The sequence below is a fragment of the Novosphingobium sp. BF6 genome, from assembly GCF_058273105.1.
In genome coordinates this window covers 1,881,105-1,898,583 of sequence record NZ_CM177776.1, presented here as the reverse complement: position 1 = coordinate 1,898,583, position 17,479 = coordinate 1,881,105, and the positions used below count along the sequence as shown (strand labels likewise).

Sequence of the window (17,479 nt, the reverse complement as noted above, 5' to 3'; positions counted from 1 at the left end):
TTCCTTCCGGGACCGCTTCTTTGTCAGGGCGGCCGTCTATTCTCTTGTGGTTGCTGCGTAGAGTGCGTGGTGCGTCAGGATGAACAACGTGGTGCCGTCGGCGCCGCCGAACAGGATCTGAAGCGGTCGCTCAGGCACGTCGATGCGGCCCTGCGGCTTGCCGTCCGGCGCGTAGATGTACACCTGACCGTTGGCGACGTAGACCCGGCCCTGCCGGTCGACCGCGACGCTCTCGCCGCCGCGATCGGCGAAAGGCTTGAGGCCCTGTAACGCGCCGCCCTTGCCGACCGTGGCGCTGTAGGTCCTGTTTTCCGAACCGTTGGTGACGAAGACCCGCTCTCCCGGACGGCCGGAGATCAGGCCGTTGGCATTGAGGCTGTGCGACCAGCGCCAGCCGACATGATCGACCGGCCCCTGCTGCCACACGCGGAAGGCGGGAAGCGCGAGGCTGCCGTCCGGCGAGACATATTCCTGCGCCTTGGCCGAACCGGCATCCTGCGCGAAGAGTTCGGCCAGCGTGGTGAACTGGTAGGTCTTGTGGTCGAGCTGGTCGCGGAATTCGCCGTTGACCCACCAGTTGACCGGAACCAGCGTTTCGGCGGCAGGCTTGTCGCGCACGGGCGTTGGCGCGATCACGGTCATCTGGTCCTTGGGACCGGCGGGATCGATCGAATAGACGCCGCCCTTGGCGCCGAGCGAGGACAGCACCAGCAGATGGCCGGAGGCATCCACGGCCAGGTTCACCGGATCGAGCGCGTTGTCGCGCACCACTTCCAGACCGCGCTCGCCGGTCCAGCGATGGATGCGCTGGAAGCGGCGGTCGATGAAGTAGAGCGCGCCCTTGGCATCGGTCGCCGCGCCGGAGATCGACCAGAAGCCGTCGGCCAGCTTTTCTACAGGCACGGCAGATGTCGCGGCGGCGGTGGCAGTGGTGCTGCTTTTCCCGATATCGAGGCTGGCGAACTCGCGCTCGCGCACCAGGCTCTTGCCGGTTACATCCTCGATGGCGTTGTCGAACGGATACTTGCTGGCGCGCAGGAAGGTGCCGCAGCCTTCGTCGTCGCACGTGGCATAGCCGCTCTCGCCGTTGACGTGGACGTTGCGGAAGCGGATCTCGCCGGAGTTGAACAGCTTCGCAGCACTGCGAGCCGGGTGATAGCTGCGGGTCACGCGGTAGGCGTGGTAATTGGCGAAGAGGAGATTGCGCGAATTGCGGATCTCCAGCGAGACGGCATCCGGGCCGTCGCCCACTTCCTGTTCGGTCTGCGGAGCCAGGAATTCCCAGTTCCGGACGTTGTCGAGCACGATCTCGTTGCGGGCGTGATGCTCGACCGACATCTCGTAGACGTGGCCGGGGGTCTCGGTGTCCGTCACCATGAACCCGGCCTGCGCAAAAGTGTTCGGGCTCCATACGTCGGCAAAGGTACCGCCGCCGCCGTCCACCCAGATGCTGGGATATTGCGCGTCCCAGCGCCCGTCCGAAACCGGATCGCCGCTGCGGGCGGAGAGCGAACCCAGCGGCTTGCCGTCGGCGGTCGGGGTGCCGCCGCCGCCCATGATCTTCACGTCCTCGACGAGGCTGTTCTCGCCCGAGCGCCAGAGGAGCGCGGCGGCGCGCGGATTGACCCGCCCGGTGAACAGGCCCAGGCCCGAGACGATATTGTCGCCGCCGCGCGGGCTTTCGAGGATAGGCAGGACCGCGCCGAGACCGGCATGGGCGGCATTGCCGTCCGGGATATAGAACTGCGTCATCGCCGGGTGCAGGCCGATCAGCACGCTGTCGGGGCGCAAGGTCAGGCGGTTCGTCACCTTGTAGAAGCCCGCAGGGAAATAGAGCACCCGGTTAGCGTCGATGGCGCGCTGGATCGCGGCGGTATCGTCGGTCTTGCCGTCGCCGACCACGCCCTGGGTATGCACGTCGACCCAGTCCGTCATCGGCGGCAGGTCGCGGATCGCGCCCTTGCGCGCGGCTGGCAGGGCAGAGAGACCCTCGATCTCGGCCTTGGTCGCATAGGCGCCGTCGCTGCCGAGCGCGGGAACCGCGAGGCCGTAGGAGAAATCGGAGACCTTGTAGGCCGCCCCTTTGCCCGCCACGGTGCGCCCGCTGTCGCGGAAACGGGCGAAGACCGGCGTACCGCTGGCAAGCGCGTTCTCGAAGCCGATCTGGGTGAAGACGTTGTTTTCGTTCGAGATGACCACGGCCGCCTTGCCGACGTTCTCGAAGCGGACGTCCTTGCCCCAGAGCGAGTCGCCATAGCCGCGATCGACCTCGATCCCGACGGGCGTGTCGCGGATCGAGACGTTGACCATGGTCAGCCCGACTTCGTGCTCGCGGATGGCGGCATCGCGCTGGCCGTCGAAACTGGAATCGAGCAGGGTGAACTGCCAGGCGGGAGAGGTCTTCTCGGTGACGATACCGTAACGGCCGCCGTGGAAGTGAACGTTCTCGATGACGTTTCCGGCCTGATAGACGCCGGCGAAGGCCGAACCCAGGCGGAAGTCCATGTGGCTGAGGAAGGCATGCTGGGCCATGCGGAAGCGCACCCCGGCGGCAGCGGGATTGCCTTCGCCGATCTCGATGTCGAGATTGCTCATGGCCGAGTAGAACGTGCCGGAATTGGCGTCTCGCACCGTCTTGTTGCGCGGCACGACGGTCGGGACCGGGACGGGCACCTGGCCGACCGCGTACTGGTCGTCTCCGGCGAAGACGATCATCGTCGAGACGCCTTTCTGGAAGCCCGGCGTGCGCGGGGCCAGAACGATGGTCGGGCGCTCCTGTCCGACGCCGTAGACCCTCACGCCTGCGGGCACCACCAGAGTGCGGGTGATGCGGTAGCGGCCCGAAGGCAGGAACACCATGCCGTGGCCGCCCGTGTCGCGGGACTTGTCGAGCGCGTCCTGAATGGCTGCGGTATCGTCGGTACGCCCGTCGCCGCTGGCCTTCACGGTGATGGCGCGGGGTTCGGCGGGAGCGACGGGAAAGACCGAGGGACCGGACGCGGCTTGGGCAATCGGCGCACTGCCGAGGGAAACGAGCGCGCTTGCCGCCAGCAGGCCCGCCGTGATTCCTCTGCGTCCGATCATTGCCGCCTCCCTGTCGGTTCGTTCTCGCGCCTTTTGCTAAAGGGAGCGGGCAGGCTTGGCACTTGCGACAAAGGTCGTAGTTCCCAGCCGGCGGTCGGGGCTTCTATAGCTCGCCCATCATCGCGATGGGCCTTGCGCCGTCGCCGGGCTGCAAGGACCCCGTTTTGCCAAAATCCTCAGAAAGCGGCGCATTTTCGCGAGGCGCGATCATCGTCATGGGTGTAAGCGGCTGCGGCAAGTCGACCCTTGGGGCATTGCTCGCCGAAGCGCTGGACTGCACCTTTCTCGAAGGCGACTCGTTCCATGCCCCCGAGGCGGTGGCGAAGATGCGCGCAGGCCAGCCCCTGACCGACGAGGACCGCTGGCCTTGGCTGGACCGGCTGGGCGCGGCGGCTGTAGCTTCGGTTTCTGAGAAGGGGCGGGTGGTCGTCGCCTGCTCGGCGCTGCGGCTGGCCTATCGCGACCGCCTGCGCGCGGCGATCGGTGCGGGTGCGCATTTCGTGCTGCTGGAAACGAGCCGCGAGAATCTCTTCGCGCGGCTGGAGAACCGCCCCGGCCACTACATGCCCGCAAGCTTGCTGGACAGCCAGCTCGCCACGCTCGAAGTGCCGCTGGACGGCGAGCAGGCCGTGGTGTTGGCTAGCGAGCAGCCGCCTGAAACCCTGCGCGACACCGTGCTGCGGAAACTGCGTTCGGACTGAAACGCCCTCAGGGCATCAGGCGGCGGCGGCCTTCCCACAGGTGCCAGCGCATCGCCAGCGCCGCGCCTTCGGCGTCCTGCGCACGGATGGCGGCGACGATCACTTCGTGCTCGCGCAGCATCGTGGCGATGACTTCGGGCGGGCGTGAACGCGAGATGTCGACGCCGGCACGCATGACCTTCTCGACATCCGACCAGAGCGCATCGAAAGCGATCAGGAACGAGGGATTACCCGTCGCGGCGGCGATGCGGCGATGCAGTTCCATGTCCTCGGCATGGGCGGGAGCGTTGGAGAGAAGCGCCTCGCGCAGCATTTCCATGCCTTCCTCGACATGGGCCATCTCCATCGACGTCCGCCGGGTCGCTGCCAGACGGCAGGCTTCCGCTTCCAGCACGAAGCGCACTTCGTAGCTGCCCAGCGTCGCCGGAAGTTCGCTCATCGGCATGAAGGCAGCGAGCCGGTCCGAGGGGCGGCTCTTGACGAACGAGCCTGCCCCGCGCCGCGCCTCGGTAATGCCGTCCGAGGCCAGCCGAACCAGCGCCTCGCGCACGATGGCGCGCGACACGCCGAACATTTCCGCCAGCCGGGCCTCCGAAGGCAGGCGCGCGCCGACCTCCAGATCCTTCGACTTGATGATCTCGACGATGCCCGCATAGGCATGGTCGGAAAGCCGTGCCTGGTTCATCGAAACTCCTGCCTGCTCATCATGCCGCCCCGATTGTTAGATGACGCTGCTCGCCGCAAGCACCAGAAGCAGGCCTACCACAGCGACGACGGTCTCCATGATCGACCAGGTGCGGAAGGTGCCGGGCATGTCGGTGCCGAGATAGCTCTTCACCAGCCAGAAGCCGGGATCGTTGACGTGGGAGAAGAACAGCGATCCGGCGCCGATGGCGAGCACCATCCATTCGGGCGCGACGCCGGAGGTGGCCACGAGGCCCTCCATCACGCCCGCCGTGGTGATCGTGGCGACGGTCGCCGAGCCGGTCGCGAGACGGATGCAGACCGAAACGCCCCAGGCGAGCAGGATCGGGGAGATCGCGCCGTCTCCCGCCAGACGGACCAGCATGTCTGAAAGGCCTGCCGTCACCAGCACCTGTTTCAGCGCGCCGCCTGCACCGATCGCCAGCAGGATGCCGCCCGCAGGCGCCATGGCTTCCAGCCAGATCGCGTCCTGGATGCGGCGCTCGCCCAGACGTCCGCCGAACAGCAGCGGCAGGGCGAAGAGGTTGGCGAGCAGCAGGGCGATCACCGGGTCGCTGATCCAGGTGAGCCAGGCCAGTCCGGCGGCGATGCCGGGCGGGGCGATCGCGACGGCTTGCCCGGCAGCAATCAGCACCACCGGCAGCAGCACCGCGGTCAGGGCGCGGGCGACCGAGGGTGTCGCAACGTCCATCGTCTCGGGCGCGAGCAGGGGCGGGCTGAGCTTGACCCCGCGCGCGGTGAAGCGGGCGAGCACCGGCCCGGCAATGATCGCCGTGGGAATGCCGACCAGCAGCCCATAGGCGAGCGTCAGTCCGAGGTTCGCGCCGAGGGCATTGACGGCCAGCAGCGGCCCCGGATGCGGCGGCACGAGGGCATGGACGACCGAAAGACCGGCAAGGGCGGGCAGCATCAGCCGCAGCTTGGATTCGTCGTCATCCATGCCCTTGGGCAGGGCAGCGGCGGCGGAAGCCACGATCGGCAGCAGCAGGACGAGGCCGGTCTCGAAGAACAGCGGCAGGCCGATCAGCAGCGCGGTGAACAGGCTGGCCCAGGGAGCGCCCTTGACGCCTGATATGCGCAATGCGGCATGGGCCAGACCGGCGGCGCCGTTCGAGAGTTGCAGCATCGCGCCAAGGCCGAGGCCCAGCGCGACCACCAGCCCGGTCCCCCCCAGGATTGCCCCTGCGCCTTTCTCGACCGACTTGGCAGTCTCCTCCAGCGGTATTCCGGCGAGAATGCCGACCGTGAAGGCGCCGCAGAGCAGCCCGACGAAAGGATGGAGCCGCCCGCGCACGATCAGTGCGATGGACAGCGCGATGCCGGTCACGGCGGAAAGGATCAGCCGGATGTCTTCCGGGGTCATGGTCGGGTCGATCCCGCGCTGCGCGATTCGGGTTTCGCAACGGCTGCATGCTTGCTCGGGCCGAACGGCCACGCTCGACGAAATGATGGCGCCATCCCTCGCCTCTCCCTTGTTCACACTGTTGTCGGGGGTGGCGATGCCAACCCAAATCTGTTGGACAGGTTATAGCTTGAAGATCGCTGTATTCTACAAAAATTAAGTCGTAGGCGCAGATTCTGCTTGAACCTGTCTGACCGATTCCGGTATTACTCCTGTGAACGAACTCCGGTGCGGCGGGTCTTCGATTCAGGGCGGCACCACAAGAATCGAGTCAGTCAGGGAGAAAAGGGATGCACCTCGTTGCAGATCTGTGCACGGTTCCCGCCAGCCAAGATGTCGCCGCGCGCGACCTTCCGGCAGCGGCCCTCCATTTTACGCCGACCCAGCTCAAGGTCCTGCGCTGCGTTCGTTCGGGGCTGCTTAATAAGCAGATCGCCTACGAACTCGGCATGGCCGAAGCGACGGTGAAAGTTCACATGACGGCGCTGATGCGCAAGCTCAACGTGCGCAACCGCACGCAAGTGGCGATAGCCGCCGGACAGCTGGCGCGCGCCTGATCTCGCGGGAGGGAAGGGTTATGGGATCGCGGCGCGAAATTCTCGGTATCGGTGCGGGCATGGCGGCGGCGGGCCTGACCCCCGGCTTCGCTTCCAGGGCGTTTGCGGCAGAAGGCAGGAACGGCCGCAAGATCGGCTATGCCGTCGTCGGGTTGGGCTATTATGCCACGCACCAGATCATGCCGAACTTTGCCGGATGCGAACACTCGCGGCTGGTCGCACTGGTCAGCGGTACACCCGCCAAACTGGAGCAGTATGGCGCGCAATACGGTATTCCAAAAACCCATCGTTACAGTTACGCGCAGTTCGACTCCCTTCGTGACAACCCGGATATCGATGCCGTCTACATAGTCCTGCCCAATAGTCTCCATGCCGAATACTCCATTCGCGCGGCGCAGGCGGGAAAGCACGTCCTTTGCGAAAAGCCGATGGCGACGTCGGTGGCGGAATGCCAGGCGATGATCGCCGCCTGCAGCAAGGCCGGGAAGAAGCTGATGATCGGCTATCGCTCGCGGTTCGAGCCTTACAACCGGCTCGCCATCGAACTGGCGCGCGGCGGTCATGTCGGCCCGACACGGCTCATCACCGCCGAACATGGCTTTCCCATCCAGCCCGGCCAGTGGCGACTGGACAAGCCGCTTTCCGGTGGCGGCTCGATGATGGATATCGGCATCTACAGTCTCAACGCGGCCCGCTATCTGACCGGCGAGGAGCCGGTCGAAGTGAGCGCGGTGGAATCGACCGACCGCTCCGATCCGCGCTTCGCCACGGTCGAGGACCGCATCAGTTTCGTGCTGCGTTTCCCGTCCGGCATTCAGGCCAACTGCATCTCCAGCTACAGTTCCGCGCATAACGGCTACCGCGTGATCGGCACGCAGGGCTGGATCGGGATGGAACCGGCCACGCCCTATACCGGGCAGACGATGACGATCCGGAAGGACGGTGTCACCGCGCCGAGGACACTGCCGCCGCCCACACGCAACCAGTTCGCGGCACAGCTCGATCACCTGTCGGAATGCGTGCAGTCCGGCGCGACGCCGATCGTTTCCGGTGAGGAAGGATTGGCGGACATGCGGATCATCGAAGCGATCTACCGTTCGGCGGCGGAACGGCGTCATATCGGACTGACGGCATGACCGACCGCCGTGGCGTGTTGGCCGGTCTTGCTGCCATGCCCTGGCTTTATGCGACGCGGGCTGCGGCAGAAGAGCCTTTTGGAACCGTGCGGCGCCTCGATCCCGAACTAGGCCGTATCGTCGCGCCGGGGGCCTCGATCCGCCGTCTCGCTTCGGGATTTCGCTGGGCGGAAGGCCCGGTCTGGGTTCCGGGCGAGAATGGCCTGCTGTTTACCGATCCGCCTGCCAATACGGTCCATCGCTGGAGTGAAGCCAAGGGCGTGGAAGTGTTCCTGCGACCATCGGGCCTTCAGACCGCCGTGCCCGCCAGCATTCGCGAACCCGGCCTCAACGGCCTCGCACTGGATGCGGGCGGCGCCCTGATCGGCGCCGACAGCGGATCACGGGCGATCGTGCGGATCGACCTTGAATCCCGCAAGCGCACGACATTGGCGGATCGTTTCGAGGGCAAGCGCTTCAACAGCCCCAACGATGTCTGCGTGGCGAAGTCCGGAGCGATCTACTTCACGGACCCCAGTTACGGACTGGCAGAAGGTGACGATTCCCCATTGCGCGAACTGGCGTTTTGCGGGCTTTACCGTCTGTCGCCGGATGGCAGGGTTGATCTGCTGGACCGCAGTCATCGTCGCCCCAATGGCGTGGCGCTTTCGCCGGATGAGCGCACGCTCTACCTCTCGTTGTCGGACGAAACCCAGCCGGAAGTGCTGGCCTATGCGCTCGGAGCGGACGGGATGCCGCGCGAGAGCCGCCGGTTCCTCGACATGAAAGCGCAGTTCGATGAGGGGCGTCCCGGCCTGCCGGACGGAATCAAGGTGGGGGCCTCGGGCCATGTCTTCGCGACGGGGCCTGGCGGCGTTCATGTCTGCACGGCTGAAGCGCGCGTGCTCGGGGTCATCGAGACCGGGAAGGCCATCGCCAATTGCAGCATAGGACAGGGAGGCCAGTCGCTGTTCCTGACATCGTCCGACAGCTTGGCGGTAATACCCCTGCTGCGTTCATGAAGCCAGGTTCGAACGACTGACGCCTGGAATGCCGGGGAGCACAGGTCCTCCCCGGCATTTCGTTGTCAGGCGGCAGACGACTTGCGCGCCGTCACCCAGTCATCGACGACGCGTTCGAGAACCGTCAGCGGCATGCCGCCACCGGCCAGCGCCGTGTCGTGGAAACCGCGAATGTCGAAGCGGTCGCCCAGCGCCGCCTTCGCCTTCTCGCGTAGACGCACCCATTCGTTGTGTCCGACCTTGTAGGCGCAGGCCTGGCCCGGCCAACTGCAATAGCGATCGATTTCCGAGGTCGCCCCGCCTTCCGCCCGGCCGGTATTGTCGATGAAGTAGCGGATCGCCTGCTCGCGGCTCCAGCCCTTGGCATGGATGCCGGTGTCGACGACCAGACGCACCGCCCTGAACAGCAGGCTCTGGTAGAAGCCGACCCGGCCCAGCGGATCGTTGTCATAGGCGCCCAGTTCGTCGGCCAGTTGCTCGGCATAGAGACCCCAGCCTTCGGAATAGCTGGAGAAGAACAGCAGGTTCATCAGCTTGGGCGCTGCCGGGCTTTCCTGCTGGAGGGCGATTTGCAGGTGATGGCCCGGAATTGCCTCGTGATAGGTCAGGGTGGGAAGGCCGAACTTGGGCCAGTTGGCGGTGTCGGTCAGGTTGATCCAGTAGATGCCCGGACGCGTGCCGTCGAGGCTGGGCGAATTGTAGTAACCCTGCGATGCGCCTTCCTGGATTTCGGGCGGTACGCGTTTGATCTCAACGCCGGACTTGGGCAGGCGACCGAAGGCCTTGGGCAGGAGCGCCTGCATCGCCGCCATCTGTTCGTTGAGATGGGCGATCAGTTCCACTTTCGCGGCGTCGGTGTTGGGATAGACATTGGTGGGGTTGGCGATCAGTGCGGCCATGCGCGCGCCGACCGTCCCCTGGGTGAACCCCTGCGACTTCAACAAGGCGTCAGAGCGGGCCGTGAGGTCCGCGACCTGCTCCAGCCCGATGCGATGGATTTCCTCGGCGGAGAGCCGGGTCGTGGTGATGTAGTTCAGGCTATTGGCATAGTACTGCGCACCTTGCGGCAGGCGCGAGACAGACGCGTCATGACCGGCCTTGGGCTGGATGGCCTTGAGGGCATCGTTCTGCCGCTGCAGGGCCGGATAGACCCGCTCGGCGACCAGCTTGCGGACCCGGTCGCCCCAATCGCCGGGGATCGACTGTTCGTGCGTGCGCCGGACGATCGACTGGACCAGCGTGGATTCTCCGGCAGCCGTCCCCAGCATCCCGGCCTGAAGGCCGATGGTCTTGCTCAGGATGAAGTCGGGCGGGATGACGCCGAGGCCGAAATCCTCGCGCATCCGGTCGGTTTCGGCATCGAGTACATCGGCGAAGTCATTCACGCGCGAGACATAGGCTTCCGCGTCGGCCGAGGTCTTGATCGTGTGCTGGTTGTCGAGAAAGTCCCCGGTACTGAGGTAGGCACCACCGCCTTGGCTCACGCGATAGATTTGCGGCCATCCGCCCTGGCCGTAGGGGATGGCGTAAGTCCTGATGACGGCGTCGAGGTTTGCGGCGACCGTGTCGTAATAGATCGCGTCCTGCGCATTCAGCGAAGCCCTGTCGAGCGTGCCAAGCTGCGCGCGCGCGGTGCGGACGAGATTGCGGCTTTTTTCCTCTTCCGCGCGCGTGGGAACGGTCAGGCGGGACTTCAGAGCGGCGCGGGGGCCTGTGTCCAACCCCAGCTGCGTCGCAGTCTCGGGCGAAGCATCGACCTGGGCATTGAAGTATTTGTCCATGAACGCGGCAAGAGCGGGGTTCGCACCCGTCGGCGATGCCGATGCACGTGCGAGGACAGGTCCGGCGGCTACGGCGGCTGCTCCCGCCGATGTGGACGAGAGGAAACGGCGACGATCGATCATGAAAGCTCCGGCGTTTGGGTTATGACCGAAGCCTACGCCATGCGCCCGAGCGAATGCAAATGGAACGGGATGGCCGCAATTCCCTATCATGCTTGCATTTTGTCATCCGGGTTTGAGGGATAGCCGCGATGGCGGCGTATTGCCTTGCATGACGCCGAAAGACAGTTTCCATTGCGCCCTGCTTCGACGCAGGCATTTCCTGGCCCTTGGCGGTGCTTTTGCGGGTAGCCTTGGCGTGGCGGGACTGTTTCCGGCATGGGCGCGCAGCGGCACGTCGGGGATCGTCCACGCCAGCACCGGTTCCGGCGTTCTGTCCGGCAATTCCATCGCGCTTCAGATCGGCGCGAGCCATTTCTCCACCGGCGGGCGTTCGGCCCATGCGGTGACTGTCAACGGCACGCTGCCCGCGCCGCTTCTGCGTCTGCGTGAAGGCGAGACGGTGCGTATCGCCGTCACCAATCGCCTGAAGGAGCAGACTTCGATCCACTGGCACGGGTTGCTGGTTCCCTTCCAGATGGACGGAGTGCCGGGCGTCAGCTTCCCCGGCATCGATCCGGGTGAGACCTTCGTTTACGAGTTCCCGCTCACCCATTCGGGGACATTCTGGTATCACTCGCACTCCGGCATGCAGGAGGCGGAAGGGCTGTTCGGCCCGATCGTGATCGATCCCGCCGGTACTGATCCGATCGCCTGCGACCGCGAGCATGTCCTGGTCCTGTCGGACTGGAGCCCGATCCATCCGCATGAGCAGATGCGCCGCTTGAAGATGATGGGCGGTTATTTCAATCGTCAGCGTCAGACGCTTGCGGGGCTGCTGGCAGGGAAGGACCAGTCGCTCGCCGACCGCCTCGCCTGGGGGAAGATGCGCATGGACGCGACCGATATCTCGGACGTGAGCGGATCGACCTACAGTTTCCTCGTCAACGGCCATGGCAATGCCGAGAACTGGACCGGGCTGTTCGCACCGGGCGAGAAAGTGCGCCTGCGCGTCATCAACGCCTCGTCGATGACCAACTTCAACTTCCGCATCCCCGGCCTGCCGCTGACCGTGGTGGCGGCGGACGGCAATCCCGTCCAGCCGGTCGAGACCGACGAAGTGCAGATCGCCATTGCCGAGACTTACGACTTCATTGTCCGGCCCGGCGCCTCCGAAAGCTACGGCGTGATCGCCGAGGCCATCGACCGCTCCGGCCTCGTGCGTGCAACCCTGGCGCAGCGGCTGGGTCTTGTGGGTGAAACGCCAAAGCTGCGTGAACGCCCGGTCCTTACCATGCGCGACATGGGTATGGACATGAACGGCATGGACATGGGCGAGGGCGGGGTAATCGACCTCAGCAAGCCCGCCAACAATTCGATGAGCGGCCACTCGATGTCGATGCGGGATCCTTCCGTCGCACCCGGCGCGAAGATGGGGCCGGGTGTCGCCACGCTCTCGCTAATGCCGGTGGACCGGCTGGCCGATCGCCCGACCGGCCTGGAAAGCGTCGACCACCGCGTGCTGACGTATGCCGATCTGCGCTCGCGCGATGCCAATCCCGATCCGCGCGTGCCGAGCCGCCAGATCGACGTGCACCTGACCGCTGCGATGGAGCGGTACATGTGGAGTATCGACGGTGAGGCGATGTCGGAAAACCCGGCGCCGATCCCGTTCCGTCTAGGCGAGAGGGTGCGGGTCAATCTCATCAACGACACGATGATGCCACACCCGATCCACTTGCACGGTCACTTCTTCGAACTGGTCAGCGGCGAGCCGGGGAACCGCGCGCGCAAGCACACCATCAATGTACTGCCGGGCGGCAAGGCCTCGTTCGATCTCACTGCCGATGCCGAGGGCGACTGGGCATTCCACTGCCACATGCTTCTACATATGCACGCCGGAATGATGCGCGTGGTGACGGTGCGCCGGGAGGGAGAAGCCTGATGGCTCGGTTCTTCCCGGTCCTCACCTCACTGCTGCTGGCGACCTCCCCTTTGGCCGTGCAGGCACAAGAGACCGGCTCCACACCGCCGCAGGTCGACGAGCATGCCGGAATGGATCACGGCTCCATGGATCATTCGCAGATGGACATGTCCGGCATGGCCATGAGCGAGCCGGACATGAAGGGCATGGATCACGCCACCCACGCCATGCCCGCAAGCACCGTCTCCGATGAGCCGGGCAACGCCCCGCCGCCGCCGGTGCCGACAGACTTTCCTGCCGAGCGCTTCTTTGCTCCTGATCGCATGGCCGCCTCGCGGGCGGCGATGGTAAAAGAGATGACGTTCAACACCTTTGCGCTTCAGGTGGACCAGTTGGAATTCCGCACTGGTAAGGGCGGCGATGGCTTCGGTTGGGAAGGGCAGGCTTGGTACGGCGGCGATATCGACAGGATCGTGCTCGCCAGCGAGGGCGAAGGTACGTTCGGTGAGCGAGCCGAACGCATTGAGCTGGGTGCCTACTGGCGCCACGCGCTCGATCCTTGGTTCAACCTGCAACTCGGCATGCGGCAGGACTTCCGGCCCGATCCGCAGCGTACTTACGCGCTGGTCGGCATCGAGGGGCTGGCGCCTTACTGGTTCGAACTGCAAGGTCAATTGCTCGTCTCGAACAAGGGCGACATTCATGCACGCGGCAAGGCGGGCTACACGCAGCGCATCACCCAGTCACTGGTGGTCGAACCCGAAGCCGAGGTGGATTTCGCGTTTCAGGAGGTACCGGCGCTGAACGTCGGAGCGGGCTTCGAGCGGCTCGAACTGGGCGCGAGGCTTCGCTATGAACGCAACCGCTCGCTGGCGCCTTATGTGGGCGTAAATTGGGAGCGTAAGCTTGGCGGAACCGCCCGGATTGCGCGGGATTCGGGTGAGGGTGTGTCTGGCGTCTCGGCGGTTTTCGGTGTGCGTGCGATGTTTTGATTGCGGCGCTAAATCGTATTGGAATGGGGGCAATTTGAGATGGTCGCGTACCTCCGCAACCATCTCAAATCAGAAATCCTCGATCCCCTTTCAAGCCAGCTTGACGGCTACGCTTGCCGCCTGTGAGTTGTTTAGAAATTCGCAGGGAGGTTGGTTGTTGGTGGTCGGCATTTTATATCTCTGCGATGAAAATTGAGGGGATGTAGTTGACGATTGGCCATTATAACTTGCTTGTACACACTCAGGGCACTGAACTGCCGATTGTGTTGATTGTCATCACGATTACGCGCGTCTCGGTGCCTTACGAGTGTATCGTGATTGAATGAGCCAGGTTGGCGCGTCAGACTTCCTTAGTACGAGTTTCTCAGTCCGCCGGCGTGACGCCAGGAGTGTCCTCGGCAATGTTGGCGCCTGAGTGCCGTCTTAGCCGTTCAACTTGTCCTTAATCGCCTTAGCGGGCGCATAGTTTTTGGCAGGGTGTTTAATAGCCTCGATGTATGGAAAATTTATTATGATTCTGTATCTTAAAGTAGTGGTGAATAACCAGATTTTGGATGGGCAACAACGCTAGCTGTTTGGTTCCAAAGCGGCTCCAAGCGACCGGGGGGCGAACCGGAACGTCTTCTTCAGCGAGTCAACCGTCCTTGAGCCGCCATTCGTTCGTGTCGCAGTACGCCTGCCTTGGGAGCACAATGCGGAGGCGGCTAAGTCGGACTTTCCGGTCAGTCAGCTTGCGGTGGCCGCCAAGGAATTGCTGACATTCGCCAGCGGCAGGGCGCATCGGTAGGATGGCCGGGAAGAACCTTCGCTAGCATCGGGTTCAGCGGCGAAATCCGGGGGGCCGTCACGACCAATACGACAGTTCCCAACGAAGCGCTTAGATGACCGGGGTCGCGGAAGGCGGCCCATTTATCGCTTCAACAAAGTCGCATCTTTTCACCCACCCTGATGCTGCGGTCGTTCTCTAAAATGTTTAAGTTGGTCAGGTTTCCAGCAGTCAGACTAGTCGTTTGCTGTTGCCTCAAGAAACCCCCGAAAATAGCCATCCATCGCCAACCTTGTGGAGGAGGGCCTTGCCGTTCCGGGCTAGTAGCCGAGCAGCTCGATCTACATCCCAGACCAGTTCGTCGATTGAGCCCGCAATCTCGACGGTGGATCGCGGCTCATCAGCGCGCAGCACTGAAAGGATTTTGGGCTCGATCGAGGCCTCATAGGTTGGTTCAACGTTGCCGACGGTGAACCGATCGCACCACATGATCCTGCCACGCCACACGATGAAGTGGCTGTCGCAGCCTCCGTCACGCCAAACTGACGGGAACAGAGTAGGCCCCTCGCCACGCATGTCGAGTTGCCATGCTTTTCCGGCGCGATCGTCGAGGTTGACCACGAGAGTCTGTCCGCAGCCATCCGGGCATTGCATCACAAGTGAGCGCGGCCGTCCACGAGATACCATGACGCCTTGGCCGAGGCCGGTGAGAAGAGTCTCTGCCTCATCGCGGTATTCGGCTTGAGCGATCAGTTCGAGCTTGCGCGCAGGAATCGTCATGCTGCGTTCCTTTCTGTGGGGGTGGGGCGGACGGTCAAGGGCCAGGTCGGCCCTTGACCCAGGGCACCTTCCGTCGAGCAAATGATGCAGCGTTCGACTGGTGTCGTGTCCATGGCGCGCGATTGGCCGGAAATGCCGTCGTACCGGAGTGCTCGCGGCTTGGACGGTATAGAAGTCACGGCGCTGAGCATCATGGTCATGGCGAGAGATGCTACGGTCGAGTTCAGCGAGATGACGGCCGGTTGGGGCTCGTGGACACCCTGGACATAGGGGTCTGCGGCGCGTTGGCCCGGAGTCAGCATTTCGCGGCGGATTTGCTCGCCATCGAGCGTTTGCGTGCAGGTAAGGCATGAAAGGCCAGGGGCAAGCATCTTTACGCGGCCGGTTATGTGTGTGATGACGCCATCCTTCACCGTGATGCTGACGCCCATGTCCACGGCCGGCACTAGATACTGGTACGAAGCTTGGTTTACGACCGCCCGGCTTGCGTGTGAGTCGGTGCACAGAAATATGAAATCGAAGCCTGCGAGCCGACTGGCCGGGCCGGCCTCGACGATATCCGCCTGAACGGGGATGACGTCGATGTCCGGATTGATTTGCGACATCATTCGGGCTGCGACTTCAACCTTTGGGCGACCAACGTCGCCAGGGGTGGCGCCTACTACCCGATTTAGGTTCGTCGCCTCGATTTCATCAGGGTCGATAATCGTGATCCTCTGGGCCCCTAGCAAAGCGAGCTGCTGTTCGATGATCGAACCGGTGCCGCCCGCCCCGATAATTCCGAAGTGCAGCTCGCGAATGATGGCTTGGCCTTCGGGCCCGAAGGCGCGGATTTGCCGATCGTCCCGCAACTGGTTGGGCGAGCAAGCCAGTGGGGAGCAAAGGGTAAGCTTCGGGCCCACTTCCCAGACAGCCACCTCGGTATGATCATCCAGCCTTCGTGCACGACAGCCGTCCGGCCCTATTACCAACGATAAGTGGCTGGCTGCCGCTGCACGCCGGGCCAAATAAGGTCCGTACTGCGCTTCACCCTGATCATCGATCAATGAGAAGTCCGGATAGCCATCGCAGTCTGGATGGGTGTGGATCACGATCATGGCCATGCCCAACGCTCGACTTCTGTTGGCAGCCGCAACCAGAAAGGCCGTGGTTAGCGTTGCCGAGACCCTGTTGCGCTGCCAGTAGGCTTCGCTTGGCGCAGGCAGCACTTCAGCCACAACCCATGTGCCGGTGGCCGCGTCGTGATGGGCGAATGCGACAGCACAGCTTTCGAGGCCCCCTGCATCGAGCAGGGCCGCTGCAAGGTCGCTGTAAGTCGGGAAGGCGAAACGGATTCCAGTCATCGGATCTGCCTCATGCGGTTGAGGATGACATCCATCCAGGTGAGCAAGGTGTTCCGATTGGGGTTCCAGGCAAAGGTCAGATGCCAGGAAAACCAGAGGCCGACGAACGGCACTTCGGGGATTGGAGTCTGGGCCGCGTTCTGCGGCAATGCGCCGCTTGCCAGTTGCAAATTTGGCTCTGCCCAGAAGCAGTCGAGCTGCGCGTGTGGGTAGCCGAGCGGGATGAGAAAGCGGATGGTGGTCGAGGACCTCGACCACCCCTCCGGAAGCCGCACGTCCGGCACGATGACCAGTATGGTACCACTGGGCAGGTGCTGGACGTGGGCGCCGGAAAACCGCTCCTGCAGCTGAGCCAGCTGCTTGGCGATGATCCCGGACATCAGCCGAAGTTCGCCTTGGGAACCGACGAGAAGCGCCGGACGCCGTGCTTGGGATCGAAATCGACGGATTCACAGTCGTCGATCGTGCGGTCGGGTTCGTCGCCGGCCCCTTCGAGCACGAGATCGTGGGTCTGATCCCAATCGGGCACCATTGCCTTGATCTGTGCGCCCGAGAGACTCCTGTGCGGAGTTTCAAAACGGATGCCGTTCACGAAGAAATGGTAAGACTGGGGGCGCAGCACCGAATTGAAGGTCTCCACGCCGGGCTGATCCAGATCGATCAGATCGTCGGGCTTCACTTCACGGTCCGGAACGTCGACGAGCTGCTGGACGAGGGTAAATTCGTCAGCCACCTGGCCGATGCGCCGGATCGCCGCGCCGCTGATAATGCCCCCGGGCCATTCGTACCGCTGGCCATCGACCACGAAGAACGAAACGTGGTCGGTGACCTTGACGATGAAGCGGCAAGTGGAGTTGCGCAGGTCGAGCACCTCGTCGAGGCGGACGAGGTCCAGATCGCCGTCCTCGAGCTGGATCAGGACTGCGGCCTGATCGGGGGGGCGTGCTCCGGCGGCACGGGCAATCTGGAGCCCAGTCGGAGTGAGGTCGTTGATCCGCACCGTGCGGAAAAGCAGTTCGATGCCGGCAACTTCAATGTCGATGCCAGCAGGACGAACAGCGGCGGTAGCTTCGTTGGGAGAATGCATAGTCGCGACCCTTCTTGGTCAAAATCGCTCCCAAAGTGGGAACGAATTGTAGGATTTCATAGGTCGTTCCGATTCGCAAGATCGACGATCCCATTTTGGGAACAATTGTACTTGCCTTTTC

The 17,479-nt window shown here is 63.8% G+C and carries 14 protein-coding genes; 6 read left to right on the top strand and 8 right to left on the bottom strand.

All coding sequences use genetic code 11. From position 1 onward, the window contains the following. Positions 1-36 precede the first annotated feature (36 nt). Positions 37-3,084: a glycosyl hydrolase family 28-related protein gene (locus tag AC4D6D_RS23295; RefSeq protein ID WP_491327877.1), complete on the bottom strand. Its 3,048-nt coding sequence runs from the start codon at positions 3,082-3,084 to the stop codon at positions 37-39. 215 nt (positions 3,085-3,299) lie between these two features. Between AC4D6D_RS23295 and AC4D6D_RS23290 the strand changes: the two genes are divergently transcribed. Next, the gene (locus AC4D6D_RS23290; protein ID WP_491327876.1) at positions 3,300-3,785 is read left to right on the top strand and encodes a gluconokinase; all 486 of its coding nucleotides are present in this window, start codon (positions 3,300-3,302) and stop codon (positions 3,783-3,785) included. 7 nt (positions 3,786-3,792) lie between these two features. Here the strand turns inward: AC4D6D_RS23290 and AC4D6D_RS23285 are convergent, their stop codons facing one another. Both AC4D6D_RS23285 and AC4D6D_RS23280 read right to left on the bottom strand, forming a co-directional pair. Further along, positions 3,793-4,470: a FadR/GntR family transcriptional regulator gene (locus AC4D6D_RS23285; RefSeq protein ID WP_491327875.1), complete on the bottom strand. Its 678-nt coding sequence runs from the start codon at positions 4,468-4,470 to the stop codon at positions 3,793-3,795. 36 nt (positions 4,471-4,506) lie between these two features. Continuing rightward, a complete protein-coding gene (locus tag AC4D6D_RS23280; protein WP_491327874.1) occupies positions 4,507-5,853 on the bottom strand; it encodes a GntP family permease in 1,347 nt (448 codons plus the stop codon). 329 nt (positions 5,854-6,182) lie between these two features. On the opposite strand from AC4D6D_RS23280, the gene AC4D6D_RS23275 reads away from it, so the two are divergent. From AC4D6D_RS23275 to AC4D6D_RS23265, 3 genes are read left to right on the top strand one after another with little or no spacing between them, the layout of a single operon-like run. Next, positions 6,183-6,449, top strand: a complete 267-nt coding sequence (locus AC4D6D_RS23275) for a helix-turn-helix domain-containing protein (protein WP_491327873.1) — start codon at positions 6,183-6,185, stop codon at positions 6,447-6,449. Between the two features lie 20 nt (positions 6,450-6,469). After that, entirely contained in the window at positions 6,470-7,585 is a 1,116-nt protein-coding gene (locus tag AC4D6D_RS23270; protein WP_491327872.1) for a Gfo/Idh/MocA family protein, read from the top strand. Beyond that, a complete protein-coding gene (locus AC4D6D_RS23265) occupies positions 7,582-8,586 on the top strand; it encodes an SMP-30/gluconolactonase/LRE family protein (RefSeq protein WP_491327871.1) in 1,005 nt (334 codons plus the stop codon). The genes AC4D6D_RS23270 and AC4D6D_RS23265 overlap by 4 nt, the downstream gene beginning before the upstream one ends. Before the next feature lie 65 nt (positions 8,587-8,651). On the opposite strand, the gene AC4D6D_RS23260 is transcribed toward AC4D6D_RS23265, so the two are convergent. Next, the gene (locus AC4D6D_RS23260; RefSeq protein WP_491327870.1) at positions 8,652-10,490 is read right to left on the bottom strand and encodes a DUF885 domain-containing protein; all 1,839 of its coding nucleotides are present in this window, start codon (positions 10,488-10,490) and stop codon (positions 8,652-8,654) included. 148 nt (positions 10,491-10,638) lie between these two features. Here AC4D6D_RS23260 and AC4D6D_RS23255 point away from each other — a divergent pair, with 148 nt between their 5' ends. Together AC4D6D_RS23255 and AC4D6D_RS23250 are read left to right on the top strand one after the other, a co-directional pair. Further along, entirely contained in the window at positions 10,639-12,411 is a 1,773-nt protein-coding gene (locus AC4D6D_RS23255; protein WP_491327869.1) for a copper resistance system multicopper oxidase, read from the top strand. After that, entirely contained in the window at positions 12,411-13,382 is a 972-nt protein-coding gene (locus AC4D6D_RS23250) for a copper resistance protein B (protein ID WP_491327868.1), read from the top strand. Before AC4D6D_RS23255 ends, AC4D6D_RS23250 begins: the two co-directional genes overlap by 1 nt. 1,021 nt (positions 13,383-14,403) lie before the next feature. On the opposite strand, the gene AC4D6D_RS23245 is transcribed toward AC4D6D_RS23250, so the two are convergent. Genes AC4D6D_RS23245 through AC4D6D_RS23230 form a run of 4 tightly spaced genes read right to left on the bottom strand, consistent with a single transcriptional unit; the run spans position 14,404 to position 17,358 of the window. Beyond that, positions 14,404-14,928 carry a ubiquitination-like system serine protease family protein gene (locus AC4D6D_RS23245; protein WP_491327867.1) on the bottom strand — a complete coding sequence of 175 codons (525 nt, stop codon included), beginning with the start codon at positions 14,926-14,928 and terminating at the stop codon, positions 14,404-14,406. Continuing rightward, a complete protein-coding gene (locus AC4D6D_RS23240) occupies positions 14,925-16,271 on the bottom strand; it encodes a ThiF family adenylyltransferase (protein WP_491327866.1) in 1,347 nt (448 codons plus the stop codon). The genes AC4D6D_RS23245 and AC4D6D_RS23240 overlap by 4 nt, the downstream gene beginning before the upstream one ends. Continuing rightward, positions 16,268-16,651: an E2/UBC family protein gene (locus AC4D6D_RS23235; protein ID WP_491327865.1), complete on the bottom strand. Its 384-nt coding sequence runs from the start codon at positions 16,649-16,651 to the stop codon at positions 16,268-16,270. Before AC4D6D_RS23235 ends, AC4D6D_RS23240 begins: the two co-directional genes overlap by 4 nt. Beyond that, positions 16,651-17,358: a multiubiquitin domain-containing protein gene (locus AC4D6D_RS23230; protein WP_491327864.1), complete on the bottom strand. Its 708-nt coding sequence runs from the start codon at positions 17,356-17,358 to the stop codon at positions 16,651-16,653. Before AC4D6D_RS23230 ends, AC4D6D_RS23235 begins: the two co-directional genes overlap by 1 nt. Positions 17,359-17,479: the final 121 nt, after the last annotated feature.